26 protein-coding genes and 1 pseudogene are annotated in these 23,217 nt (G+C 69.3%); 8 read left to right on the forward strand and 19 right to left on the reverse strand.

Going from position 1 to position 23,217, the window contains the following annotated elements; genetic code table 11:
* Nucleotides 1-442 precede the first annotated feature (442 nt).
* The 5 genes from ACXKR8_RS23910 to ACXKR8_RS23930 all read right to left on the reverse strand — a co-directional run bounded on the left by ACXKR8_RS23910 (nucleotide 443) and on the right by ACXKR8_RS23930 (nucleotide 4,156).
* Complete coding sequence (locus ACXKR8_RS23910; RefSeq protein WP_458266619.1) at nucleotides 443-1,453, reverse strand: hypothetical protein; 1,011 nt, start codon at nucleotides 1,451-1,453, stop codon at nucleotides 443-445.
* Nucleotides 1,454-1,601: 148 nt separating this feature from the next.
* Nucleotides 1,602-2,159, reverse strand: coding sequence for a hypothetical protein (locus ACXKR8_RS23915; protein WP_462099831.1), 558 nt, complete (start codon nucleotides 2,157-2,159; stop codon nucleotides 1,602-1,604).
* A complete protein-coding gene (locus ACXKR8_RS23920; protein WP_462099832.1) occupies nucleotides 2,063-2,926 on the reverse strand; it encodes a transposase in 864 nt (287 codons plus the stop codon). The genes ACXKR8_RS23915 and ACXKR8_RS23920 overlap by 97 nt, the downstream gene beginning before the upstream one ends.
* 229 nt (nucleotides 2,927-3,155) lie before the next feature.
* Nucleotides 3,156-3,575, reverse strand: coding sequence for an ASCH domain-containing protein (locus tag ACXKR8_RS23925; protein WP_458266621.1), 420 nt, complete (start codon nucleotides 3,573-3,575; stop codon nucleotides 3,156-3,158).
* Nucleotides 3,576-3,655: 80 nt separating this feature from the next.
* Nucleotides 3,656-4,156, reverse strand: coding sequence for a DUF6932 family protein (locus ACXKR8_RS23930; protein WP_458266622.1), 501 nt, complete (start codon nucleotides 4,154-4,156; stop codon nucleotides 3,656-3,658).
* On the opposite strand from ACXKR8_RS23930, the gene ACXKR8_RS23935 reads away from it, so the two are divergent.
* Nucleotides 4,131-4,457 (forward strand): hypothetical protein, encoded by a 327-nt coding sequence (locus ACXKR8_RS23935; protein WP_458266623.1) that lies wholly within the window; start codon nucleotides 4,131-4,133, stop codon nucleotides 4,455-4,457. The genes ACXKR8_RS23930 and ACXKR8_RS23935 overlap by 26 nt on opposite strands.
* Nucleotides 4,458-4,544: 87 nt before the next feature.
* Here the strand turns inward: ACXKR8_RS23935 and ACXKR8_RS23940 are convergent, their stop codons facing one another.
* Both ACXKR8_RS23940 and ACXKR8_RS23945 read right to left on the reverse strand, forming a co-directional pair.
* Nucleotides 4,545-4,796: a hypothetical protein gene (locus tag ACXKR8_RS23940; RefSeq protein WP_458266624.1), complete on the reverse strand. Its 252-nt coding sequence runs from the start codon at nucleotides 4,794-4,796 to the stop codon at nucleotides 4,545-4,547.
* 59 nt (nucleotides 4,797-4,855) lie between these two features.
* Nucleotides 4,856-5,929, reverse strand: coding sequence for a medium chain dehydrogenase/reductase family protein (locus tag ACXKR8_RS23945; protein ID WP_458266625.1), 1,074 nt, complete (start codon nucleotides 5,927-5,929; stop codon nucleotides 4,856-4,858).
* A 355-nt stretch (nucleotides 5,930-6,284) separates the two neighbouring features.
* On the opposite strand from ACXKR8_RS23945, the gene ACXKR8_RS23950 reads away from it, so the two are divergent.
* Complete coding sequence (locus ACXKR8_RS23950) at nucleotides 6,285-6,995, forward strand: TetR/AcrR family transcriptional regulator (protein WP_458266626.1); 711 nt, start codon at nucleotides 6,285-6,287, stop codon at nucleotides 6,993-6,995.
* 143 nt (nucleotides 6,996-7,138) lie between these two features.
* On the opposite strand, the gene ACXKR8_RS23955 is transcribed toward ACXKR8_RS23950, so the two are convergent.
* Complete coding sequence (locus tag ACXKR8_RS23955) at nucleotides 7,139-7,372, reverse strand: hypothetical protein (protein WP_458266627.1); 234 nt, start codon at nucleotides 7,370-7,372, stop codon at nucleotides 7,139-7,141.
* A gap of 260 nt (nucleotides 7,373-7,632) precedes the next feature.
* Nucleotides 7,633-8,658 carry a YihY/virulence factor BrkB family protein gene (locus ACXKR8_RS23960; RefSeq protein ID WP_458266628.1) on the reverse strand — a complete coding sequence of 342 codons (1,026 nt, stop codon included), beginning with the start codon at nucleotides 8,656-8,658 and terminating at the stop codon, nucleotides 7,633-7,635.
* A 311-nt stretch (nucleotides 8,659-8,969) separates the two neighbouring features.
* Here ACXKR8_RS23960 and ACXKR8_RS23965 point away from each other — a divergent pair, with 311 nt between their 5' ends.
* Nucleotides 8,970-9,677 (forward strand): mechanosensitive ion channel domain-containing protein, encoded by a 708-nt coding sequence (locus tag ACXKR8_RS23965; RefSeq protein WP_458266629.1) that lies wholly within the window; start codon nucleotides 8,970-8,972, stop codon nucleotides 9,675-9,677.
* Between the two features lie 683 nt (nucleotides 9,678-10,360).
* Here the strand turns inward: ACXKR8_RS23965 and ACXKR8_RS23970 are convergent.
* The gene (locus ACXKR8_RS23970) at nucleotides 10,361-11,164 is read right to left on the reverse strand and encodes an SAM-dependent methyltransferase (protein WP_458266630.1); all 804 of its coding nucleotides are present in this window, start codon (nucleotides 11,162-11,164) and stop codon (nucleotides 10,361-10,363) included.
* A gap of 357 nt (nucleotides 11,165-11,521) precedes the next feature.
* Between ACXKR8_RS23970 and ACXKR8_RS23975 the strand changes: the two genes are divergently transcribed.
* Together ACXKR8_RS23975 and ACXKR8_RS23980 are read left to right on the forward strand one after the other, a co-directional pair.
* On the forward strand, nucleotides 11,522-12,091 hold the full coding sequence (locus ACXKR8_RS23975; RefSeq protein ID WP_458266631.1) for an RNA polymerase sigma factor: 570 nt from the start codon (nucleotides 11,522-11,524) through the stop codon (nucleotides 12,089-12,091).
* Nucleotides 12,088-12,801 (forward strand): hypothetical protein, encoded by a 714-nt coding sequence (locus tag ACXKR8_RS23980; protein ID WP_458266632.1) that lies wholly within the window; start codon nucleotides 12,088-12,090, stop codon nucleotides 12,799-12,801. The genes ACXKR8_RS23975 and ACXKR8_RS23980 overlap by 4 nt, the downstream gene beginning before the upstream one ends.
* On the opposite strand, the gene ACXKR8_RS23985 is transcribed toward ACXKR8_RS23980, so the two are convergent.
* From ACXKR8_RS23985 to tatA, 9 genes are all read right to left on the reverse strand, one after another.
* Entirely contained in the window at nucleotides 12,788-12,976 is a 189-nt protein-coding gene (locus ACXKR8_RS23985) for a hypothetical protein (RefSeq protein WP_458266633.1), read from the reverse strand. The two genes, ACXKR8_RS23980 and ACXKR8_RS23985, sit on opposite strands and share 14 nt — an antisense overlap.
* Nucleotides 12,977-13,036: 60 nt before the next feature.
* A complete protein-coding gene (gene ppk2 / locus ACXKR8_RS23990; RefSeq protein ID WP_458266634.1) occupies nucleotides 13,037-13,966 on the reverse strand; it encodes a polyphosphate kinase 2 in 930 nt (309 codons plus the stop codon).
* 259 nt (nucleotides 13,967-14,225) lie between these two features.
* Nucleotides 14,226-15,494, reverse strand: a complete 1,269-nt coding sequence (locus ACXKR8_RS23995) for an IS110 family RNA-guided transposase (RefSeq protein WP_458266635.1) — start codon at nucleotides 15,492-15,494, stop codon at nucleotides 14,226-14,228.
* Between the two features lie 430 nt (nucleotides 15,495-15,924).
* Complete coding sequence (locus ACXKR8_RS24000; protein WP_458266636.1) at nucleotides 15,925-16,560, reverse strand: class F sortase; 636 nt, start codon at nucleotides 16,558-16,560, stop codon at nucleotides 15,925-15,927.
* A 344-nt stretch (nucleotides 16,561-16,904) separates the two neighbouring features.
* Nucleotides 16,905-17,330: a hypothetical protein gene (locus ACXKR8_RS24005; protein WP_458266637.1), complete on the reverse strand. Its 426-nt coding sequence runs from the start codon at nucleotides 17,328-17,330 to the stop codon at nucleotides 16,905-16,907.
* On the reverse strand, nucleotides 17,327-18,997 hold the full coding sequence (locus ACXKR8_RS24010) for a DUF4331 domain-containing protein (protein ID WP_458266638.1): 1,671 nt from the start codon (nucleotides 18,995-18,997) through the stop codon (nucleotides 17,327-17,329). Before ACXKR8_RS24010 ends, ACXKR8_RS24005 begins: the two co-directional genes overlap by 4 nt.
* Nucleotides 18,998-19,080: 83 nt before the next feature.
* On the reverse strand, nucleotides 19,081-19,368 hold the full coding sequence (locus ACXKR8_RS24015; protein ID WP_458266639.1) for a twin-arginine translocation signal domain-containing protein: 288 nt from the start codon (nucleotides 19,366-19,368) through the stop codon (nucleotides 19,081-19,083).
* A 336-nt stretch (nucleotides 19,369-19,704) separates the two neighbouring features.
* Nucleotides 19,705-20,097 carry a chaplin gene (locus ACXKR8_RS24020; protein ID WP_458266640.1) on the reverse strand — a complete coding sequence of 131 codons (393 nt, stop codon included), beginning with the start codon at nucleotides 20,095-20,097 and terminating at the stop codon, nucleotides 19,705-19,707.
* 245 nt (nucleotides 20,098-20,342) lie between these two features.
* Nucleotides 20,343-20,621, reverse strand: coding sequence for a Sec-independent protein translocase subunit TatA (gene tatA, locus ACXKR8_RS24025; RefSeq protein WP_458266641.1), 279 nt, complete (start codon nucleotides 20,619-20,621; stop codon nucleotides 20,343-20,345).
* A gap of 1,147 nt (nucleotides 20,622-21,768) precedes the next feature.
* On the opposite strand from tatA, the gene ACXKR8_RS24030 reads away from it, so the two are divergent.
* The 3 genes and pseudogenes from ACXKR8_RS24030 (at nucleotide 21,769) to ACXKR8_RS24040 (ending at nucleotide 22,923) form a co-directional block, all read left to right on the forward strand.
* The gene (locus ACXKR8_RS24030; RefSeq protein ID WP_458266643.1) at nucleotides 21,769-22,158 is read left to right on the forward strand and encodes a nuclear transport factor 2 family protein; all 390 of its coding nucleotides are present in this window, start codon (nucleotides 21,769-21,771) and stop codon (nucleotides 22,156-22,158) included.
* Nucleotides 22,158-22,564 (forward strand): annotated as a pseudogene (locus ACXKR8_RS24035) (nuclear transport factor 2 family protein). The gene ACXKR8_RS24030 and the pseudogene ACXKR8_RS24035 overlap by 1 nt, the downstream one beginning before the upstream one ends.
* 59 nt (nucleotides 22,565-22,623) lie before the next feature.
* On the forward strand, nucleotides 22,624-22,923 hold the full coding sequence (locus ACXKR8_RS24040; protein WP_458275071.1) for a TetR-like C-terminal domain-containing protein: 300 nt from the start codon (nucleotides 22,624-22,626) through the stop codon (nucleotides 22,921-22,923).
* Nucleotides 22,924-23,217: the final 294 nt, after the last annotated feature.

Consider the following 23,217-nt stretch of genomic DNA (forward strand, 5'->3'; position numbering starts at 1 on the left):
TTCTCTGAGCCATCCGATCGGCTCCTCCATGACAGCCATACCCAGAGCCCCCGGGCCCACCGATCTTACGAGTGACCAGTTCGAACCCTCTTGAAAAGTAGGACTCCATGATCACCTGGACCCGTGCCCGCACTGCATCCACCCCACCCGATCACTCGACAGCGACTGCCTATTGCCGGTCGGTCTTACTGATCGACAAGTCCCTGTCAGAGAGGGGAACGCAGACAACCTGGTGCGGCAGCTCAATGCCCGTAACCGCGATCACGGGCAAGTATGACTCGGCACCACGACTCCTCCTGGCGGCCACGCTACCGCCCCGGCATTCCTGCCACGCCGGGACACAGTCCTGAGGCGCGTGGGAGCGGCAGGCCCAGACCGGTGCTCGGTGGCGCTCGCAGCCGAAGCCCCGTCCGCTCGTCGGCCTCTCTGCCTCAAGGGGCGCTCACGGGGACAGTGGAGCGATGCGGGTCACGACGTAGATCTCCCGTTGCCGCCCGCCCGCGTACCGGGCGACGGTGACCTGGACGAGGGCCTCGATCCTCTTGCCCAGCAGGTCGTCCCGCAAGCGTGGGGTGACCGCGGCCTCGGTGCGTGCGCTGATGGTGGTGCCGGAGTCCAGCTGGATCAGGACCGATCCCCGGCGCAGGCTGGCCTCGATGAGCTCCCCTTCGAGCAGACGCGCATCCGGCTCGCTGAACCGGACGTCTTCGCTCAGGCCCTTGAGGCGCAGGGCGGCTCCGGTGCTGAGCGAGACGGTGCGTGCTTGGTCGGAGTCGGGCTGCCAGGTCATCTTGAGGCTGGCGTCGTGTTGGGCTAGGACTCCGGTGAAAGTGGCCAGGTGGCCGAGTGCTCGTTGGCCCAGGGGGAGGAGTTTCTCCAGGAGCTGTTCCTGGGCTCCTGCGGACTCCTGGTCCTGGGCCAGGTCGGTGATGTCCAGCAGCGTCCCAACGGCGTCCGGGAGCAGCCTCGGGGTGGATCCCGGCGGTGGGGCCTCTCCTGCGTCCAGTGGCAGGTGTCCCTGTCTCCAGGCGGGTGCGGCCGTGTCGGGGCCGTAGAGGTGCAGTCCGTAGGAGGAAGGGAAGGCCGGGGCGGAGCGCAGTTGGGTGGCGGCGGTGATGTATCCGGCTACCTGTCCGGCAATCGTCGGTGTGCCCTCCAGCGCCTGGGCGACGGCGGTGACGAGGTTTTGGAGGGAGGTGAAGAAGGTGCCGAGCAGGGAGATCGAAGCGCTGTGGTCGATCACTGCGGGGCCGTCCAGGGCCAGGTCCAGCTTGGCTGCCCCGCTGGGCTCCTGGTCAGGTGGGAATCCCGCCTGGCTCAGGAGGCGGTCGCGTTGCTCGCGCAGGAGGCTGGCGTGGGTGGGCGGCGGTCCTGGCCGGGTGTCGGGGGTGCGCTCGCGCAGCCACCGGCGAGCGGCTTCGCGGTCGCCGCCCGGAGGGAAGGCTGTGTTCACAGTCGTACCTCCAGGTAGCCGCGGCGGGTCGTCGGCGGCGTGGTTGCGCTCGTGCCCTGGGTGGCCGGGGCGCGGCGTGCACGTTGCCAGATCTCATCGTAAAGACCCAGGGACTCTCGCCTTTCGCCGTTCTGACAGTTTTGGGGTCTCAGGCGGCGGCGTTGGTGCTGGCGGCGGCCCATGCCTGTTGGACGGCGCGGATTTCCTGCTCGGTGGGCTGACCTGGGCGGGTGGGCACAAATCGGGCGGCGATGATCACTCGGCGGAGCTTGGCGACCATGTCGGACAGCGAGGGGTCGGTCTTGCTGGTGTACCAGGGTGCGCGTCGGCGGTGCTCGGCCACGTCGCCGGGCTGGTGCCCGTGGAGCGCGTACCAGGCCACGGTGATCGTGTAGCAGTACAGGCCGAAGGGCACGGTGCGCTCGACCGCGGCGCGGGTGCGGTTGTGGGCCTGGCCGGCTCCGAGCAGGCCGCGGGCTTCGGCGAAGGTGACCTCGATCGACCAGCGCCTCGCGTAACGGGTGATCAGCTCAGCGGCGCTGCCGGCCAGGTCGGTGGTGACCAGGGCGAGGTCGTAGCCGGTGTCGGTGGCGTCGTCGCGCAGCATGATCACGCGTACGGTGCGGGCGTGGAAGGAGCCGTACCACAGGCAGGTGACCTCGGCCAGGTACACCTGCTCGGTGCGCTGGTAGCGCGTGACCCGCACGGGAGCGAAGTCGGCGGTGGCCGCGAGTTGGGCGGGCGTGCCCAGTCGCGCGCCTTTGAGCGCGGGGCGCCCGCGTTTGCCGGTCGGGGCGGGGCCGGGGCGAACAGTACCGAGGAGGCGGGCAGCCGGGTGGTGAAGGTGCAGGTCGCGGGCAGGTCGCGCAGGGCCCTGCCGTGGTAGGCGGCGTCCGCGACGACATGGATGCGTCGTGCGTGGTGGCAGGCCGCCAGCAGTCGGATCATGGACGCGGCGATGTCGACCTTGCTCACCCCCTGCTTGGGGCGCCACAGCCGGGCCAACAGCGGCAGGCACACCGGCCGGGCCAGGAAGGGCAGGTCCACGACCAGCCCGAGCACCACGAAGCAGGTCCCGCGCCCGACACCCCGGGGGCCGGTGGCCGCGCCGTCGTGCTGCCAGGCCGCACCGAAGACCTTCTTCCCGCGCCGCTTGAACAGCGTGTCGTCCACCGCGACCGTCAACACCGCACTTTCGGGCAGGAGGTGGCGCACGACCAGGTGGGACAGGGAGACGCCCAGCAGGTCGGGGTTCCAGCTCGCGCGGGAGAAGAAGGCGTGGGCGCGGTCGTGGGACCAGGTGCGTGTCAACCCCGCGCCGGTGAGCATGCCGGTCACCGTGCCCCGGCCGGTCTGTGCGATCAGGCCCGTGACCAGCGCCGCGAAGGTGGTGAACGTCGGCGCGGTGAAGCAGCCTTGCAGGAACGTCAGCACCGCCAGCAGCGAAGCGGGTACGGTCGAATCCGGAAGCATCGGCGGGTCCCTTCACAGCAGGTGACGCAAGCACCGCCGATGCTTCTCCGCTGCCCGGCCCCGCGCCGCCGGATCAGGCCCCCATCACTCACACGAGCACCCCCACGACGACTGTCCGTTCTGGCCTGTTCGATGGTCGGTCAAACTGTGATGAGCTGGTCTGATCAGTTCCACCGAGACGTTGGTGAGGATGATCGCTCTCAGTAGTTCTGATGATTGTTGGAGCTCGTCAGGCCGTGTGCATCAGCCGGAAGCGCTGGGCCAGCACCTGGGTGTCGTCGTCGACGGTGAAATCGGGGTCGCCCAGCTCCTCACGCACCTCTGCGCTGTGCCAGAGCCTTTCGTGCACAGCTCGCCACTCGGCCACTGACTCGTAGTCCTCGCCCTCGTCGAGGGCGTGCTGCAGGTCGACGTCGGCGAGTCGGACTATCCGGACCTCAGTCAGTTCGATCACCGCGACCCGGCGCTCTTCGGAGTCGACCACCGCCGACAGTTGGCCGACCTTGGGCAACGGCTCGTTCTCCCGCTCGTATCCCAGGACCAGCCCTGAGGTAGAGGTCTTGTCGCCGGACAGGACCGCGGCGACCAACTGGTCCCGCAGCGGCCCGGGGAACTCGAACTCCATCAGGGGAAGATCATTGAGGTTCATGCCACGCAGGTTACCGAGCCTGTGGCCCGGAGGCTCACGCATTTTTCACCATGCCATCGCATCCTCAACTCCACTGAGAATCAGCAAGATGAGCGAGAGCGGACAACGACCAACGAAATCGTCGAAAGTCGAGGGGACTGGAAGGCCTGCAGATTGTGCGCGCCCATCTGCGGCCGTAGATCGTCGACCGCCAGCTGGTCGGGCAGGCGCGTGAAGTAGGCGTCGATCCGCAGGTTGAACTGCTTGATGCACGACTCCCGGGTGCACAGCTGCTCGATGTAGACCAGGTCCTGGGTGTCCAGGGCGTCGTATGCCTCGGGGTCGAAGCCGTAGAAGACGTCGATGTCCGAGGGATCGGGTTTGGAGCTGATGAAGCTTCCCGCCATCCAGGTCCGCGGCTCCTGGCCCAGCAGGGTCTGCAGGATCAGCACGTGCTCGGACCAGTTCTCCCAGAGGTCGGCTCGGCGCTGTGATCGGGAGAAGGCCGGTGCCGTGACGAACTGGTCCCGGACCTCGTCGGCTGTTGCCGCGTACCGGCCCAGGGGGAGCAAGCCGGTGGCCGGGTCGAGCGGCGGGATCATGGACGGCTCCGGCAGTCGAGATCGGGTTGGCCGACTCACCTTCTTCCGCCAGATCGGCGGCTCCGTCGCCCTGGCCATCGCCGGCAGCCTGTACGCCGACACCCTCACCCACAACATCGGCCACGGACTGCACCACGCCCAGGCCACAGCCACCGCCAGTGCGCTGCCCTGGCTCTGCGTCATCGGCGCGACCGCCACCTTCCTCGCCGCGGCCGTCCTGCCACCCCCCGCAGCCCCCTCAAGCAGAACGCCTCCACCAGCGCCTCGCTCAGCTCCCTGGCCTAATGATCGTCGATCTTGAGTGGTGCTGGTCGAACAGGGTCTCGTTGGAGTGATCGCGGCAGGTGCGAGACATGAAAGCAGGGCCTCTTGGTAGCTCGTTGGGCCTCTACGCCAATACCCCACGGACATGTCGGACGCGCAGTGGGCCGCGGTCCGTCCGCTGGCGCCGGTGCCGGGCTGGCTGCAGGGGCGCGGCGGGCAGCCGGAGGCGTACTGCCGCCGGATCCCAGGCTGCGGCGATGTCCGGCGCCCCGTGCCCCGGATGCGTGTGGTCGGCGAACGCGGTGCTGGTGACAGCGGCCATGGCCGGGGCGGCGGCCAGGACGGTCAGTGTGCGCTTGGCTGTGCGGATCTTCATGGCATCTTCCTCGCTGGTGTCGGTCAGTCGGCGGCGTCGGCCGATGAGTGACGTGACGGTCAGGGTAGGAGGATGATCTTGCCGAGGGCGGTGCGGCTGGAGGATTCGGACAGTTGCAGGGCGGCGGCGGCCTGGGTCAGCGGGAAGCGGGCGGCGATCTGCGCGCTCAGGGTGCCGTCGCGCAGCAGGCCGAAGAGTTGGGTGAGGTCGGTGCGCATCCGGGTCCGGAATGCCTCGCGCTTGGCCGACTCCGGCTTGCCGTGGCCCGCCCAGACGTCGTAGAAGCTCGCGTGCTTGCGCGTGGGCAGGTAGTTCCAGAGCGCCAGTTTGGCCAGCAGTCTCAGGAAGTCGAAGATGATGGGGCTGGTGTCGTTGAGTTTGGCCGCGATGCTGTAGACGACCAGCGTTCCGGTGCGGTTGAGCAGCCGGTAGGAGCGGTTGACGCTCGCGTCGCCGCGGTGGTCGAATACGGCGTCCACGCCTTGGGGGGCCAGCGCCCGGACCCGGGCGGCCAGGTCGGTGTCCCGGTAGTCGATCGGCTCCACACCCAGCGCGCGCAGCGCGTCGTGGTGGCGGGGGCTGGCTGTGCCGATCACGCGGACGCCCGCGTGGCGGGCGAGCTGCACCAGGACCGTGCCCACCCCGCCGCTGGCGCCCAGCACCAGCACGGTCTGGCCGGCCTGCACCTTCGCGCTGCGGTGCAGCATCTGGTGGGCGGTCAGGCCGTTGACGACCAGCGTCTCCGCCTCCTCGGCGTCGACGCCGTCGGGCACCTCCACCAGGTCGGCGGCGCTCAGCAGGACGGCGCTGGCCCAGCCGCCGGTCTTGGTCAGCGCGGCGACCCGGCGGCCGACCAGCGCATGGTCCACCCCGGGGCCGACGGCCTGGACGACGCCGACCAGGTCGTAGCCGGGCACGAACGGGAAGGCAGGCTGGCCGTAGTAGCGGCCCCTGCGCATGGCGCTCTCGGCGAAGGACACGGCCGTCGCCTCGACCCGCACCAGCGCCTGCCCTGCGGCCGGGGCCGGCAGCTCGCGCTGGACCCGCCGCAGGCCCGACGCCTCGACCTTGCCCGGCAGCACCATCTCGGTCGCGGTCACGGTGGCCCCGGCGGTGGCATTGGTTTCGGTCATGGCCGACTCCTCAAATATTTGCGACTGTCCATCGCTCTGTTAAGAGTCGTAACTATGCTCTCTGACGTCATAATGAGTCAAGTGGTAACTTTGAAGGGAGGCGAAGCGCGATGCCGGAGCCGGAGATGATCCTGCGCGAGCGGCCCCGGCGCCAGACCATGAGGCAGGTCAGGGCGGCGGCCGTGCCGCAGGTGGAGGAGAGCGGCGCGGAGGCGCTGTCGCCGGCCGGGATCGAGGCGGTGCCGGCGGGCCTGCGCCACCGGTACGTTGCCGCGGTGGGACCTACGCTAGGCGTTACTAGCCGTCGCGTGAAGCAAAACCCATCCGATCCCGGATATGTCGTTACTATGCGAGGATGACTAACAAGCCAGCGGTGAGCAGGCGTGAGCGGTTGCGGGCCCAGACGCTCCAGGAGATCCAAGACGCGTGCTTCGCGATCATCGACGCGGACGGCGTCGACGCGCTGACGATCGCGGCGATCGCACGCAGCATGGCGATGTCCGCCCCTGCGGTCTACCGCTACTTCCCGTCCCGGGACGCCCTGGTGGCGCACCTGGTGACCCTGTCCTACCAGCAGCTCACCACAGCGATGGGCCAAGCCGTGGCCGCCAGTGGACAAGAGCCGCGCGCGCGGGTGCAGGCACTGGTGGCCGCCTACCGCGGCTGGGCGCTGGGCCACCGACGCCGCTACGGGATGCTCTTCGGCGAACGCGCCGCGGACCTGCCCCCGTCCGCAACCGCGCAGACCCCGCTGGACCAGGCGATGGCACTGCTCATCGACATGCTCATGGCCGTCCAAGGCGCCCCGCCGCCCGACAGCACCGGCGACGCCGCCCTTGACGGGCAGTTGCAGCAGTGGGCCCGCGCGCAGGAACGGGCCGACACCCCGCCGAGCGCCGCCCGCGTTGCCATTGTGATCTGGACCCGGATCCACGGGATCGTGAGCCTTGAACTCACCGGCATCTTCGACAACCACACCATCGAGGCCCAGCGGCTCATCGACCTGGAGATCGACGACGCCGTCCGTTCCCTGGGGCCGGCCAACGCGAGAACTCAACGGCGTTGACCTGGCTTCAGCTCTTGGGCTGTGGCCTCCGCCGTCGGCGTCTTCGGCATCAGCGCCGTGATCGTCCCGCCCCAGCGCTCGCCTGTGGCGACAACGAGGCTACCCGCAAAGGTTACTGGGGAGCAGCGCCGGATCCGGCTCGTCTACGAGATGAGCGGGCCAACGGTGCCCGCTGACAGCGTGACCCGCGTCAGCTTCATGACCACATTTAGTTGCGGCGACCCGGCGACGGTCGGGTCGGTGCCTACAAGGTCCGGTGCGAGGGCGTTGCCGCCGAACGACAGGTCGGTGATGTACCCGAAGGCGCGGTGGTCGGCGGGGTCGTGCAGGGCTGCCACGACCATCGAGCAGTCGTAACCCCGGGGAACAGTCGTCACGGTGCGTCCTATCTGCTGGCGTATCGGTCGACGACAACGATGCGGCACACATACGAGGTCATACAGCGAGAACGGAAAAGTCGCGGACCCGTCACGATCCTTTGCGCAGAGCGGAGTTGCTGGATATACCAGCCACCTCCTGGAGCCGGCCCTCGGCCGCCAGGGCGCCCCGCCGGCGGGGGCCCGGCCCGGCGGTACCCATATTCCGAGTACCCCTCTTTGCAAAACGCGGTGGCCGACTTCACAGGTTGTGGTGTCAGTCAGGAGGGACGGTCGGGTCCAGGCTCCGGCTGCTCGGCGGACTGGGATGGGGGCTGGTCGAAATGGACGTCGACCTCTTCGGTGGGCTTGTAGGTCTCGGTGGTCGCGTAGGAGGTGTAGGCGCGTTTGTCGGCGCCGGTCAGCGTGATGTCGTCGGCGAAGGGCGCGAGCAGGTTCCGCGGCCACAGCCGCTTCGCGCGTACCACGCCGCACTGCGCGCACAGCAGGAAGGTCAGGACTCCGGCATAGATCCAGGTCAGCAGGCCGAGCACGATTCCGAACATGCCGTAGGTGGCGGTGGCGCCACGCAGCGTGTGGTTGATGCTGTAGGTGCCGACAGCAAGGGCTCCCTGCCAGAGCACGGCGGCGGCCAGGGCTTCGGGCCACAACTGGGAGCGGTGCAGGCGGTGGGCGGTCAGGATCCGGTAGGTGAACCGGAGCAGGGCGGTGTTGACGGCCACGGACAGGGCCACCGCCCCCAGTCGGGTGCCCCAGGCGATGTCCAGGCCGAAGGCGTGGGAGGCGGCCGCTAGTGCGGCCAGGGCCGCGGTGGCCAGGACGCCGAGGCCGAGCAGCGCGACCAGGAGCAGGCTGCGCAGGCGGGCCTTGAGCGGGTTGGGGCGCTGGTGCTGGGGCACGGCCCAGATGCGGTTCAGGGCGCTCTGGGCGGCCTGGGCCACGCCCAGGGCGCCGTAGAGGCTGCCGGCGATTCCCACCGCCAGGGCGAAGGGGTTGCCGTGGAAGGAGTGGATGTTCGCGCCGATCTGGTCCCCGACGACGGGGAACTGGCGCAGCGTGGAGTGCAGGACCTGCTGCTGCAGGTGCAGGTCGTGGTGCAGGGCGAAGCCGAGCCCTGTGGTGAGCAGGAGCAGTAGCGGGAACAGTGACAGGAAGCCGTAGTAGGTGATCTGGGCGGCCAGGTAGGTGCCCTGGTCGTCGACGAATTTGTAGACCACGGCCAGGGGCAGGCCGATCCAGCGGTGACGGCGCTGGTAGCGGTCCAGGCGGGTGACGAGGGTGCTCAACAGCGGTCTCCTGCGGTTAGCGAATCTGCTCCGCATGCTGGCCGACACGTCAGGGCACCGGTCCGGGTGTCGACCGGGCTGCGTCGTAGGGCCGCGTTCGGGGCGGTGATACGCAAACTACCCCGGCCGCGAGCGGTGAGACACGGAGAACGGGGCGACCACGGCCGACAGCCCACCATGGTCGCCCCGCAGGGCGCGGTGCCCCCTTCGTACAGCCCGAGGGCTGCTCGGCGGCAGGGAGTTCACGGTCTCCTGTAGGTGCCGGGGTCCTGGTTTCTCCTTCCTGGGAGGTGCCTGGCAGAATCGGCCGCGTGCAGCTTTCCGAGCAGTTCACTGTGAGCCCCGAGCGGGAGGCCGGCATCCTGCCTCAGGTCAGGAGTTCGATTCGCAAGCGCAAGGCGGCGGTGACCACCGGCTTGGCGCTGGCCGGGCTGGGTGTCTCCACGTACTACGGCGGCCTGCTCGGTGCCGCTGCCTCCCGCCACCCGATGGCGGACCACCTGGTGGCTGGAGGCAGCGCACTGGTGTTCCTGGTCTTCGCGCTGGTGGCGGTACGCGGGGCGACGCAGGACCTGCTGTCCTTCGTGCCCTCGCGCTTCGGCGACAGCAGAGTGACGACCCTGCGGGTGCTGTGCCTGCTCAGCGGCTATGCCGTCGTCGTCCTGGGGGCCTTGAGCCTGCTGCACGTCCCGTGGAGCCGGCTGATCCTGGGCGGTGCGCTGACCGGGGTCATCGTGGGCATCGCGGCCCAGCCGGTGCTGGGCAACATCTTTGCCGGCCTGGTCCTGCTGACCGCTCGCCCCTTCCACGTCGGCCAGGACGTGTGCATCCAGTCCGGGGCGCTGGGAGGCCGGATCCAGGGCCACGTGACGGACATGACCCTGCTGTTCGTCGAGCTGCGGACCGCAGAGGGCACGGTACTGCTGCCCAACTCCGCCGTCCTCAGCGCCGCCATCACCCCCCGCCCCCACCCGCCGACCGCTGCAACGCCGGATTCCTCCCCACAGCCGAAACGCTGACCGGGCCCCGCCCCGCCCCCATCGTCCCGGGTGTGCTGGGCGACAAGCGATGTGATGGCCCGTCGGCTGACCGGCTTCGCCGCGCCGTCCTGGCGTGGTGCGTGAAGGACTCGATGACCAGCGTGGCAGATCTGCCCGGGCGGCCAGCGGACGGGCAGGACGTTCGTCTGCGGCCCAAGATCCCCGGCGGGCGCATGCCGTACGCAGGCCGCCCGGACTCACCCGGATGCCTCCACGCCCCTACGCCGCGGACACGGGCCGAAGGAGGAGGATAGAGGCGGCCAGGAGTCCGAAAGCTCTTGTGCCGCTTGCCGGTGGCTCGGATTGCCTCTTCACCCGGCACCGAAGGTCTCCGTCCGACTCCGGGCGGAGACCTTCGCCCTCACGGCGCGACCACGACCCGCACGGGATGCTCTTGGGTGCGATGAACCTGCTGGGCCGCATCAAGGCCCTTGACCCACTGCACCGGGCAAGCGGCGGTCAGTTCGCGGTCTACAACCGGATCTTGCCGACCGTGTCCCCCCGCTGTTCAACAGCTCTGACAGGGTTACGCGGCCCTCCTTGAGCTTGTTCAGGCGCTCGCTGCGGTCGCGGCGCACTGCCAGTGCTTTGGCCAGCGCCTCGGCGTGGTTGGTGTCCGTGAGTGGGGGAAGCGCTACAGCCGTCTCAACACGGAGAGCGGGTCAGCGCTTGAGGGCCACGCCCGCGTAGACGGAGCACTCGACGTCGCTGAACGGCTCGGTGTCCGTATCGGGTCGCCAGGTCGGGCAGGAGACCAGTCCAGGGGAGATGATGTCCCAGCCCTCGAAGAAGCGCGTGAACTCCTTCAGGGTGCGAACCTGGGCGGGGGTTCCGGCGGCGTGGTAGGCCGCCACGACGCGCCCCCACTCGGCGGGGGCGAAGTCGGGGGTGGCGTGGGACATCACCAGCGCACTGCCTGACGGCAGGCCGGCCTTGTACTGCTCGACGATGTCGAAGGCCCCCAGGGCGTCGGGCACGAAGTGCAGCAGCGCGTTCAGGCTCAGTGCGACCGGCTGTTCGAAATCGAGGTTCTGGCGGACCACGGTGGACTCCAGGACCGTCTGGGGGCTGGTGGCGTCGGCTTCCACGTAGGCGGTGCGGCCCTGGTCGGTACCGATCAGCAGGTGGCGGGCGTGAGCCAGGACGATGCGGTCGTTGTCGGCGTAGACGACCTTGGCGGCCGGGTTGACCTCTTGGGCGACCTCGTGGACGTTGGGTGAGGTGGGGATGCCGGTGCCGATGTCGAGGAACTGGGTGAAGCCGGCCTGGGCCAGGACCCGGGTGGAGCGTTGCACGAAGGCGCGGTTGGCCCGCGCCGAGCTGCGCAGCCAGGGGGCACCGGCCAGGGCCTGGCCGGCGGCCTGGCGGTCGGCCTCGAAGTTGGTGACCCCGCCCAGGAAGTAGTCGTACATCCGCGCCGTGTGAGCGCGGTCCAGTTCCAAGTCGATGCCTTCGTAGTCCGTCACGTCGCTCCCCCGCGGTGGTCCTCGGTCGCCTTGATTCCACCTTGCCTGGCGGGCCCTGGCGAATGCTGGCGAATCAGTGGGATCGTGCCCGAACGGGGAAGGCGTCACTGGTCGCCCGCATGGCGAAACCGGGCCGCATCCCCGGCCTGCGGGCGTGGTGGTGGAGGAGGGGCGGTCGGGGCTCCCGGGTCCTGATTGGTCACGATTCGGATTCGCTTGCATACGCAGAGCATCGATGCGATTCGATGCTCTTGTAAGAAAGCAACCGGCGCTGCACTGGCGCGCCGGTCGAACAGAGAGCAGTCGAGCGTGAACAACGATGACCGTCCGGCTCGTGCGCACAGGGGAGGAACGCTGGTGGGTGAACTCGGCGAGGAGTCCAGCGCTCCTCAGCGCCGCCGTCTCAAGCGCCTGACCTTCCAGGCGTTCTGCGACACCCACGAGCGGGCCTGGACTGCTTTAGCGCGTACGCAGATCGGCGACCAGGCCACCGCGGACCTGGTCGTGCTGTCCATGAAGACCCACCTGTCGCGGGTGTGGGACACCGCGATGCGCCACCCCGTACCCGCCGCCTACGCCTGGCGCATGATCACCGTCCACGTCAACGACTGGCTGGCCGACGAGCCCCAGGACCAGGTCGAAGCCACCACCTTCACCAGCGTCATCAACTCCTTCCGGGCCATGGCCGCACACGCCCTGGAGGAAATGCCCGAACAGATCGGCCTGTACTCCGCGATCCTGGCGCTGCCCGACCGCCAGCGCACCTCGGTCATCCTCCGCTACGTCCTGGACCTGGACGAGGCCACCATCGCCGAGTACCTGGAACGGCCCATCGCCACGGTGCGCTCCAACCTGCGCCACGCCCGCGAGCGCCTGGCAAAGCAACTCAAGATCAACTGCCTGCCCGACCGTGGAGGCCAGCCGTGACCACCCTGCCCCCGCCCCCACACCAGCACCTGGAGCAGCCGTCCCAGCCTGCGGCGGCTCCCCTGTGCGGAACCGAGCCGCCGACCGTCGCGGTCCCGCGGCCGGTGCGCGCCCATGCCCAGCACATCGCCGAGGCCCGCCAAGCCCGCTACACCACCGCCCCGGTCAACTCCCCCACCCGCCACGAGCAGGCCGAATCCGAACTGCGCACCCTGGTCGCGGTGCTGATGGACGCCCCCGAGGCCTCAGCTGGCCTGCACGCCCTGGTCAACGAGCGCCAAGTCCAGCCCGAGGGCGCGGAGATCTTCGCCGCCCTGCTCTACCTGACCGGCCGCACCGACGCCGCCGAGTTCTGGTGGCGCTTCGCCGGCGGCTCCGGCAGTTCCACCGCCGCCTACTGCCTGCACCTCTACCACCTCTCCCAGGGAGAGCCCTCCGACGCCGAGTACTGGTACGGCTGGTACAAGCACCTGACCACCAACCAGCCCCCACGCGCCCGCGTCCTGACCGCCACCCGCCCCCTGCTGCCCGCCGACGTGCGCCGCGACATCATGATCCGCTCCAAGCTCGGCCTGGACCTGCGCCTGCCCGCCGCCATCGAAACCGTCATCAACCAACTCCCCGTCACCGACGACGACCCCGACTTCGGCGAAGTACCCCAACCCACCGGCTTCACAGCCCACGACCTCCAACTCCTCACCACCGGCTGAGTGCGGTGATGCCCACCGCTTCAGCCCTCGCGGACCAGCGCACCTCCTCGATCACCCCGCCTACCGTGGGGCCGTCCAGGTCGGGCACGGGTGCCAGCGTGTCGTGCCGGTCCTGGGGCAGCTCCGTCGCGGCCAGAGCCGCGACGGAGAACAGGGAGTGTGGAGGGAAGCGCACGCGCTGACCGGGAGGGTGCCGGGGGCAGGGCCGGGGGTGGTCGGACCGGCCCTGCGGGCGTCAAGCTGGTGCGACCAGGGAGCGGGCTGCTGCGTCCTCGCCGGCTTCCAGGAGGGTGGCGGCGCGCCCCACGATCTTCGCATCCGGGGTGCCGACCACCTCGGGGTCCTTGTCGGTGTAGTCGAAGCGGGCCAGGACGCTGCGCATGGCCTCGATGCGCGCACGCTTCTTGTCGTTGCTCTTGACCACCGTCCAGGACGCGTGGGCGGTGTCGGTGTCCTGGAACATCGCGACCTTGGCCTGCGTGTACTCCTCCCACAGGTCCAGCGAGGCCAGATCCATCGGGCTGAGCTTCCAACGCCGTACCGGGTCGATGCGGCGAATCGTGAACCGGGTGCGCTGCTCGGCCTGCGAGACCGAGAACCAGAACTTCACCAGCAGGATGCCGTCGTCGACCAGCATCCGTTCGAACATGGGAGCCTGGTGCATGAAACGCTGGTACTCGTCCTGGGAGCAGAAGCCCATCACGCGCTCCACACCGGCGCGGCTGTACCAGGAGCGGTCCAGCAGCACGATCTCTCCGGCCGAGGGCAGGTGGGGGACGTAACGCTGGAAGTACCACTGGGCGTTCTCGCGATCGGTCGGCTTGGGCAGGGCCACCACCCGGGCGCCGCGCGGGTTCAGGTGCTCGGTGAAGCGCTTGATCGTCCCGCCCTTGCCGGCCGCGTCCCGCCCCTCGCACACGATCACCAGCCGCTGGCCGGTGTGCTTGACCCAGCCCTGCAGCTTCAGCAGCTCGATCTGCAGCTGACGCTTGCTGCGCTCGTACTGCGGGCGCGTCATTCGCTCGCCGTACGGGTAGTCCTCGCGCCAGGTCTCTACGGCGGTGCCGTCGGGCCGCACCAGGACCGGCTCGTCCTGGTCGCTGTAGTCCACCCGCATTCCAGCCAGCAGATCGTCATCGCCCGCTCGCTCACTGTCCGCTCCCATCGACAGGCCCCTTCCTCACCGACCGCTTCGCACGTGGCCGCCCGGCCACACACCAGACGCCTGCCCCGCCGCGCCGGTCCGAAGAGCCCGCCATGGTGATATCGGCCACCGGCAGCAGGTCGAGGATGCGGGAGCAGACACTGACGGTGCTCATACACGGCAGAGGTTCCTCTTCGGCCGTAGGCCCGACCCGAGGAACGCGTAGCTGACACGAAGAAGAGCAGAACCGGCAGCTCACAGCTTGATCATTGTTGGGGCGTCAGGTCTGGATGGGGTCGAAGCGGACGGTCAGGCCGAGGGCGTTTGCTTGGCGGATGATTCGCTTGAGGGCTCGTTCGGGGTTGGCCTGGGTGTGGTGATCGGCGCCGAGGTCGCGGTAGGGGACGTGGTCGTGCAGTACGTGCCAGATCGCGATCACGATTTTGTGCATGACGGCGACCAGGGCGCGCTGGTTGCCGCGGCGGGCGGCGATCCGCCGGTAGTAGGCGGCCAGGTAGGTGTCCTTCTGTTTGATCGCGGCCATCGCGGCGGTGCCCAGGATCCGTTTGAGGTTGGCGTTGCCGCGGCGGATGTGCGTGGACTTGTTCACCCCGGCGGACTCGTTCATCCCCGGGCACACCCCGATCCAGGAGGCGAGGTGGCCAGGAGTCGCGAAGTGCGCCATGTCGCCACCGGTCTCCGCGAGGATGATCTGCGCGGCCCGGGCTGCGATCCCGGGGATGGAGTCCAGGTTCCCCAGGTCCTGGTCCCTGTCCGCGCTACGCAGCAGTTCGGCGATCCACTCGTCCAGTTCGGCGGTCACGGTGGCCAGGTGGTCGATCTGGGCCAGGAGGTGCCGGCACATGCGGGCGTGGTGCCCGGTGAACGTGCCGTCCAGCGCCGCGGTCAGGTCGGGGATTTTCTTGCGGGCGGTGGAGACGGCCAGGTCGGCCAGCTGTGCGGGGTCGCGTTCGCCCTCGATCAGCGCGGCCAGGATTCGCCGGGAGCTGACCCCGGTCACGTCGGTGAGCACCGAGGTCAGCTTCAGGCCGCTGTCCTCCAGTTCCTTCTCCAGCCGCTGGACCTCGCGTACCCGCTCGACGCCCAGTTCGGTGCGCCGCCGGGTGACCTCGCGCAGCTCGCGCACCGAGCGCTCGGGCACGAAGGAGGCCATCACCATTCCCGAGGCCGCCGCGCGGGCCAGGAACGCCGCGTCCGAGGGGTCGCTCTTGCGTCCGCGGATCCCGCGCAAGTGTGCGGGGTTGACCAGCATCAGGTTCAGGCCGGCGTCCTGCAGCGGGTAGAACACGCAACGCCAGTAGTCCGATGTCGCCTCCAGGGCGACCACCTCCACCGCGCGCTCGGCCAGCCACTGGGCCAGCCGTCTCATCTCGCCGGGGACCGTGTCGAACCGTTCCGTTTCCAGCGCCCATGTTCCGGACCGCTTCGGGTTGGGGACCCGCACGCACACCACGACGAACCTCTTGCCGACATCCACGCCTGCCGCACGCAGGAACAGCACCTCGTCGCGCACAACCGCCTTCGCCATCGCCCACCACCCACCCTTCCACCGAGGAACCGTCAGGAGCGGACCGCCCGAGGGGTCAAGGGAAGTGAAGAAACTGACACACGTGCTCCCGCACGGCCATCGGCCGGCCTGGCACAAACCGTAGTTCCCGTGCAGACCCCAGTGCCATTCTGGATAGCGAGCTCGAGAGCACCACAGTTACACCGGCATCCCGGACGGCCCGCCCCTATTCTTCCCTGACCCGTGGAGTCCGCGCAGCGTCCTGGGAGCTCTGGATTGGCACACACGGCTGGTCGGCCTCGGGTGGAGCGTTCTCGGTAGCGGCCCAGCTGGCGAGGAGGGTGAGGGCGTCGTGGTCGGGGGTGCCTGGTGCGGCGCGGTAGGCGGTGAGGGTCAGGCCGGGTGCCGGCACGGACAGACGCGGTGCCGGCGTTCGCGGCCGGTTGGGGCCTCAGGTGTGCTTGCTGCCGGTCAGGTGGGCGTACAGGACGACGTTGCCCAGGTATCCGGTACGGCTGCTGTACCCGCCACCGCAGGTGACCAGGCGCAGTTGGGGGTCCTTGGTCGGACCGTAGACGCGGCTGTTGGGGAAGGCGTCCTTCTCGTAGACCTCGATGGCGTCGACGGTGAACAGGGCGGCGGTGTGGTCCTTGCGGTCGATCTCGATGGTGTTGCCCTTGTGGAGGGAGCCGAGGTTGTAGAAGGCGGCGGGTCCCTGGTGGGTGTCGACGTGCCCGTCCAGGATGGCGTTCCCGGCGGTGCCCGGGGCGGATGCGCCCCGGTACCAGCCGACAAGGTTCTGGTCGGTGTCGTCGGGCGTCTGCAGCTTGCTGGCGCCGTCCAGGCCCAGCGGGGTGATCGGGGCGTCGACCCCGATCGCGGGGATCTTGATCCGCAGCGGCGCCGAGGCGGGCAGTCCCTTGGTCTGCGGTGCCCGGGTGGGTACCGCGGGCGGGTGGGCGTGCTGCGCGGTTCCTGCTGCTGTGGTGGGGAAGGCGTCGACGGCTGTCGGCTGCGGCGGGTGCTGGGACTGTGACCCGTCGTAGATCAGCCACGTTCCCGAAGCAAGAGCGGCAGCCAGCGCCAACCCGAGCGCCCCGCGCTGCCGGGTGCAAGAGGCGAGCCTGGGATCCCGGTGAAGGGCGCGATGCGCCCATGACCGCACCCTGGGCCGGCGGCCGACAGGCGTGGCAGGAGACACGGGGGCGATTCCTTCCGATGTCCGCGAGGTCGATGAGCCCGGGGTGGAAGTGCCGGATACCGGCCGTTGGACACCCCCCGGGGGAGACCAGTCCGCTCCATGCCTCGGGCCTGGCAATCTCTCCGTAGTCGCCGGGCCTGGTCGCCCGGTGAGACCGCCGGGCCTGGCCGTACCCGGGGCGATCGCCCCGGGTACGGCCAGGCCCGGTCAAGCACGTGTGCCGGCGCGGGCTACGCGGGCCAGGTGAAGTTGGTGACGTCCCCGCCGGTGACGACGACCCGGGCGACGGGATGCCGGTCCTCGGCGGGGTGCCAGATGTTGTAGGCGCCCGCCGTCAGGGACGGGAAGACGGCGGCGTACTGGACCGGTCCGCTGCCGCGTCGTTCCCGCACGGCCACGTGCGTCCTGACGGTCCCGTCGTCCACCGGGCTGAGTTCCACTTCGGTCCCGAGCAGGTCTGCTGGGGTGTGGATGACCAGGGCGCCGACGTCTCCGCCGATGTCGACCATGACGCTGCCCTGGTGGCTGGGTCCGTAGACCTCCCCACTGGCGTGGCTGCTCCCGGCCACGTGCGAGTGCCCGTCCGCATGCAAGTGCCCGTGCGCATGAGCAGGGTCGTGGTCGTGGGCTGCTGGTGCGGTCAGTGGCGCGCTCACGAGGCGTCGGTGTCCGCGTCCGGGCCGCCGGCCGAGCCGGTGGGGGCGCCGACGGTCTCGGGGTGGAGTCCGGCCCGGTGCTTGAGGACTGCCGCACCGGCCAGGGCCGCACCGGTGACCAGGGTGGCCCCGCCGACGATCTTGGCTGTGTCCTGGCTGTGCTGGCCGCCGCCCAGACCGGTGTCCGGCCCACCGTAGGGGGTCGTGTTCAGGTCCGGGGCCGGAGTGTTGTCGTTCGGGTTGAAGTAGCCGCCGTGCGGGGTGCCCAGGTAGGGGAAGCACCGCAGGTAGTGCACCGTGTTGTCGGCGCTGACGTCGGTGTTGCTGGAGGTCAGGCCCTGGGTGATGGCGCCTGCGGCCTTGTCGGGGGTGTAGGTCTTGTCGACGAGCGCGTAGGTGGCTCCGGCCAGGGCGCGCAGTTCGATGGTGGTCACGTCGTCGAACACGCGGCGTCCGTTGGGGAACCCGGCCGCGTCCATGCCGATCAGGCCGAGGTTGCTGGGGTTGCGCATGGTCGGGGGGACGGCCATGTTCAGGCGCAGCATGTCGGCCTGGACGGTTCCGGTGTTGTTCTGGAAGCCGGGGACGATGCCGGCGGGGATGCCGGTGAGCAGGATCGCCAGCAGGTCTGCGCGGGGCTTGCCGGAGGCATTGAGTGCGGCCAGGTTGGGGAACGCGCCGGGGTAGAGGACCGGGAGGAGCTGGGAGAGTTCGGGCTTGGAGACGTGGGCGGCGAACTGGCTGTCGCCTGCCGGGTCCTGGGAGTTGAAGAGGTCCTTCTTCGGGATGGGGATCAGGACCTCGTTGAACAGCGGGTTGCCCAGGCGCGAGACCTGGACGAAGGGGCCGGTGTTGACGATGGTTCCGTCGTTCTCGTACATGCGTGAGCGCTGGCGGCTGGCGGTGGCGTAGACGCCGATGACGGCGTCGGGCTTGGCGGGGTCGGTGGGGGTGTGTCCGTCTGCGGTCAGGTCGGACTTGGGGACCTGGAGGGCGATGGACTGGATGTTCTTGGCCTTGGGGCCGTTGACTCCGGGGGCGGCGGGCATGCTGGAGCCGATGTGCAGGTTCTGGAACGGGCGCAGGTCGCCGAGGTCGAAGATCGCGCCGATGTCGACGTAGAAGCCTTCGGCGCGCTGGCCGGTGAACACCCGGCAGCCGCCGGGCAGGGTGTGGATGGCCTGCTCGGCCAGCTTCGCGTAGTTCGGGGTCGACAGCGGCCCCACGTTGCAGGGCGGGCAGGGCAGGTCGGTGCCCAGGACCGTGCCGGTGTTCCTGGCGCCGCCGTCCTTGCCGCCGCCGGCGTGTGCGCCGTGCGTCACCCGGGTGACGGTGGCGTACTGGCGGCGGTTCCAGTTCTTGCTGTGGATCGACTCGATGGTGCCCACGTTGTAGAGGAACGTGTCCGGGATGGTGTTCACGGTGCGGAACCGGAACTGGTAGGTGATGTCCGGTACGGCGTTGCCGTTGTTGTCGATGTGGATCTCGTACAGGACGTCGTCGCCGAACTCGTCGAAGTTCGGTCCTCCCGCCGGGTCCTCGAAGGGGCTGAAGTTCGCGATCAGGGTGACGGTGTCGGGCTTGTCGGGGCTGACGAAGGCGTAGACGTCGGTGTTGTCGGCCACCGGGTCGTTCGAGATCGCGGGTGCTTCCTTGTGCGAGGACACGCTGACTTCTCTCAGTTCGGGACGGGGCAAGCGGGACGGGGATGTGCGGGACGGGGTTGAGCGGGTGGGGCGGAGCAGGGGGGTCAGGCTCCGGAGGCGGCGACGCGGGAGAGCGCGGCAGCCAGCTGGGGGTCGCGGTGCAGGACCTCGCGCTCACCGACCATCACCGCGATCTCCCCGGTGTGCGCGTTCTTCACGTACGCCATCAGCGGCCCCTCGTGGCTCACAGCCCCGACGGCATTGCGCGGAGCGGCATGCTTGGCCGAAGCCGCGTGGGCGACAGAGGAGGGGATCAGGACGGTGGCCCCCAGTGCCGCGGTGCTCAGGGAGGCGTGCTGCAGGAAGGTGCGGCGGGAGGACTGCTCAGCCATGTCGGAGTTCCTTTGCTGTTCGACGAAGTACCGCCGCCAGAAGAGCGGAGGGACACAGCCGGGCACGGCGCACGCCCGGCCTGCTAGCGACCACGCATCACCATGCGAGGCCACCCGCATTCGAACGGTAAGCACACAGCCACCTGACTGCCCGTCGGATTCCGCCAACCGGCTGTCGGACCCAGGCAGTCGCGATCACCAATGCGCGCCCCACCAGCTGCAGCCCCCGCCCTGGCCGACGCGCCGTGGGCCCGTGCCCGCGCCGCCTGGCCGGGCAGCTGCAGGTACGGGTCGCATCAGAACGCCGCGCGAGCGGTCACCGAACGGGTGACAGACTCAGGAATCGGAGCAGTCCGTGGTGTCCTGGCCCGAGCCGTCGTGGTCCTCGTGCCGGCCCCAGCCCTGCTGGTCCCAGCCGGTGGCGTGCCAACCGTCGTGGCGGCCCGGGCCGTAGTTGCCGTGGTGGTAGCCGCTGTCCTGGTGGCCGCCGTCTTCGTTGCTGCAGCTGTTGCCGAAGCTGGGGTTCAGCAGCCCGATGACGTTCAGCGAGTTGCCGCACACGTTGACAGGGATGTCGACCGGGATCTGGACCACGTTGCCCGACAGCACGCCGGGCGAGTCGAACGCCGCACCGTAGGCGTTGCTGTCGGCACTGGCCGCCCCCGCTCCGGCGAGCAGCAGCGCGCCCGCGCTTGCGGCGAGCAGCGCGCACTTGCGAATCAGACCCATGGTTCTCCTTCAGGACGGGGCGATGACCGGGCCGCCTGCAGGTAACGCGCCACGGTCTGTGCTCTCGTCCTACAAGCGCTCACGAAGAAGCGGGCGCAGACACAGCGGACCGAACTGGACGGATTCACCCCTACGGACCAAAGGCCATGCGGGCGTCCGGGTCGGCCTTCCGCGGGTCAAGCTCTGCCGCTCCCTGCGCCAACGGTGGGCGTCAGCATGTACGCAGGACTCTGGACCGACGACGCTCAGTGCTGGGATGCCGGGGTCTCCACGGATTCCCGGGGCACGGTGGGTGTGGCAGGGTCTGCTTCGGCCAGCGCGGACACCACCGGGTCCGCTGCCGTCGGGCTCTGCGCGACCTCGGCACCGGTTTCGGCGTCGGTGCGCAGGGCGTGCGTCTCGGCCTTGAGAATGCGCAGCGACTTGCCCAGGGAGCGCGCCGCGTCCGGCAGACGCCGGGAACCGAACAGGACCAGAACCACCAGCGCGATGATCAGAATCTCCATGCCGCGGTTCTCGAACACCTGACACCCCTCGTCGTGCTGCTCGTGATTGGTCGCAGACGCCGGTCTCACCGGTGCTGTCGTGCCTTCTCTCACCGTGCCTCCTGCTTCCGGTCTCGGCAAGCGGTCCGCGCCCGTTCGGGGCCCGGGGGGAATCCAGGGTGTCCCGCCCACGGGTCCGATCCCTCTGCCGGGGTTGTCGGTGCACGCGCCCGGCGCACGGCCGCTTCCTGCGTGCGCCCTTTCCGTGATCCGTTCGCGTGCGTCATGGTGGGAGCTATGGGCGTCTGTTGGAGGTGCGTCGCGTGCGGCTGGACCAGGTGCAGGCCGGTCGGGGCTACCGGGTGGAGGTCCCCGTCACCTGCCGCCCCGGCGGTACCCGGTGGAGCGGCTGGGTCTGGACCTGTGGTGGCACTTGAGCCTGCTGCGCGGCTCCTACTTCGAACTGTCCGTCACAGATCCGCAGGTCGCGGTGGGTTCCCAGCAGTGGGTCGAAGGATGGCGCCTGATCAGACGCGGACTGGTCGAGGTTGAACTGACCCCTCGGCAGCGGCAGGTCCTGGGTCTGCCCCAGGACGCGGCCCCGGGTCTGCGGATCCGCGGGACTCTGTGCGGCCCGGCAGGAGACCGGCTCGACTGGCCCGACCTGACCACCGTGCGCGTGCCAGCACGCTGGCTCCATCCCCTGGGCACCGAGCGCCCCCAAAGGCATCACGCTACTTCCTAGCAGTCGGGAGCGGCTCCGCTGATCTGCCCTCCTTGGCGATCCGTGACAGCTTGGATGAGCGGGTGCCGGAGGAGGCAATGCCGTGCCACCCTGACGCTCCTGCGAACGGCGCCCTGGTCAGCGTGCATGCCTGTACGGCTGCTGTTCCGTGAGCCAGCCCGGGACCTTGGTCCCCTGGTGGCAGGACGTTGGTGAGGTGCCTGGCAGGGTCGGGGGCGGTAGCGTTGGTGGTGCGGCAGGAGATCGACGCCAGATGGCGGTGGATCCTGGTGTGCGTCCCCACCAAGGGGGCGTCAAGAGAAAGTAGTACCAGCGTCGGCATGCCTGCCAGGCAGCCTCTTTGTGACGCGAGGGCGAACCCAGTCGAGAAATCCTGGGCTCCCGGTGCTACGAATCTCATCCGCAGGTCTCCGGGAGTCCCTTTCCACCTTGGAGACACTCATGTCGGATCTTGAGCACAACAAGCAGGTAGTCGTGGACTACTACCAGACGGCGTTCGGTGGCAACCCGCAGAAGGCGATCGCGGACCACTTCGGGCTCCGCTACGTCCAGCACAACCCCGACGCCCAGGACGGCCCGGAGGCGTTCATCGGCTTCGTGACCTGGCTGCGCGGCGAGTACCCGAACCTGCGCCTGGACATCAAGCGCGTGATCGCCGAGGGCGACCTGGTGGTCACCCACTCCCACCTGGACCTGGAGCCCGGCAACCCGGACCAGCCCGGCCGGGCCCTGGCGGACTACTTCCGCCTGGAGGACGGCAAGGTCGTCGAGCACTGGGACGTCATCCAGGACGTCCCGAAGCAGTCCGCCAACACCAACGGCATGTTCTGATGACCACCCCAGGCCAAGCCCGGACCCCGGCGGAGACGGTGCGCCTGCAGTACCTGGCCTCGGCGACCGGCGACATGGACCTGTGGCGCCAGGTGGTGGCCCCGGATGTGGAGTGGACCGAGTCGGCAGGCTTCCCGCTGGCCGGCACCTACCGCACCCCGAGGCCACCATCGAGGGCGTGTTCACCCGGCTCGCCCAGGCGTGGGAGGGCTGGACCACTCACGACGACACCTATGTGGTCGACGGCGAACGCGTGGTGGTCCTGGCCCGCTACAGCGCCCGCAACAAGGCCACCGGCAAAACGATGCGGGCACGCGTCGCGCACGCCTTCACCGTCCGCGGCGGCCTCATCGTCCGTATGGAGCAGATCGTCGACTCCGCCACCGTCCACGCCGCCATGACCTGAACGGCCGGCGCGACCAGATCGCACCCAAACCGGCCGCGGCGCGCCCGCCGATGGCAGGCATGCACGTTATCCACAGGCCGTGGACGGCTTCCACTGGCGTCGGTCGGCCGGGAGCCACGCTGCGGGCCTGGGCGTCCATGCTGCACGGGTACCGAATCGAACCCACCCAGGAGATCCACGCACTGCGGATGCTACGCACCGTCCTGCACGGATTCGCCTCCCTGGAAGTCGTCGGCGGGTTCCAGTTCAGCACGGACATCGACGACAGCTTCACCTGGATGATCGCCTTCCTCGACCGCGGGCTGCAGGCCATCACAGCCACCAATGCAAACAGCGCCGCCGCTGATGGCGATTGCTGAAGGGACCCTGCCGGATTGTCAAGCCCACCACCGCGTGCGGGAGGTCATAGCACCCTCGGGGAAGTGGCCACTGCACGGTGCGGTCGCCCATGCTGTCCCCTCAGTGTGCTCAATCGCGCGAGCGTGCTCGTAGTTCGGACGTCGGGGCGGGGTTTCGGGGACCTGCAAACACTGACAGCGGAGAGTGACGGGACTCGGTGAATCGCAGAGCCCCGTGAATATCAGAGTGTCGTAATGAGTCGCTACGGTCGATATCTCCCTGCGTGGCCTACGGTCGTGCCAGCGCGGCTGCCA

It is taken from the genome of Streptacidiphilus sp. PAMC 29251 (assembly GCF_054208735.2).

Excerpts from the sequence above, each read along its gene's own strand:
- ppk2 (WP_458266634.1), bottom strand. The coding sequence starts at position 13,966 with ATGGGAGCGGACAGTGAGCGAGCGGGCGATGACGATCTGCTGGCTGGA.
- ACXKR8_RS23920 (WP_462099832.1), bottom strand. The coding sequence starts at position 2,926 with ATGCTTCCGGATTCGACCGTACCCGCTTCGCTGCTGGCGGTGCTGACG.
- ACXKR8_RS23930 (WP_458266622.1), bottom strand. The coding sequence starts at position 4,156 with ATGATCCCGCCGCTCGACCCGGCCACCGGCTTGCTCCCCCTGGGCCGG.
- ACXKR8_RS24020 (WP_458266640.1), bottom strand. The coding sequence starts at position 20,097 with ATGGGTCTGATTCGCAAGTGCGCGCTGCTCGCCGCAAGCGCGGGCGCG.
- ACXKR8_RS24040 (WP_458275071.1), top strand. The coding sequence starts at position 22,624 with ATGCACGTTATCCACAGGCCGTGGACGGCTTCCACTGGCGTCGGTCGG.
- ACXKR8_RS23940 (WP_458266624.1), bottom strand. The coding sequence starts at position 4,796 with ATGAAGATCCGCACAGCCAAGCGCACACTGACCGTCCTGGCCGCCGCC.
- ACXKR8_RS23950 (WP_458266626.1), top strand. The coding sequence starts at position 6,285 with ATGACTAACAAGCCAGCGGTGAGCAGGCGTGAGCGGTTGCGGGCCCAG.
- ACXKR8_RS23945 (WP_458266625.1), bottom strand. The coding sequence starts at position 5,929 with ATGACCGAAACCAATGCCACCGCCGGGGCCACCGTGACCGCGACCGAG.
- ACXKR8_RS24030 (WP_458266643.1), top strand. The coding sequence starts at position 21,769 with ATGTCGGATCTTGAGCACAACAAGCAGGTAGTCGTGGACTACTACCAG.
- ACXKR8_RS23995 (WP_458266635.1), bottom strand. The coding sequence starts at position 15,494 with ATGGCGAAGGCGGTTGTGCGCGACGAGGTGCTGTTCCTGCGTGCGGCA.
- ACXKR8_RS24015 (WP_458266639.1), bottom strand. The coding sequence starts at position 19,368 with ATGGCTGAGCAGTCCTCCCGCCGCACCTTCCTGCAGCACGCCTCCCTG.
- ACXKR8_RS23925 (WP_458266621.1), bottom strand. The coding sequence starts at position 3,575 with ATGAACCTCAATGATCTTCCCCTGATGGAGTTCGAGTTCCCCGGGCCG.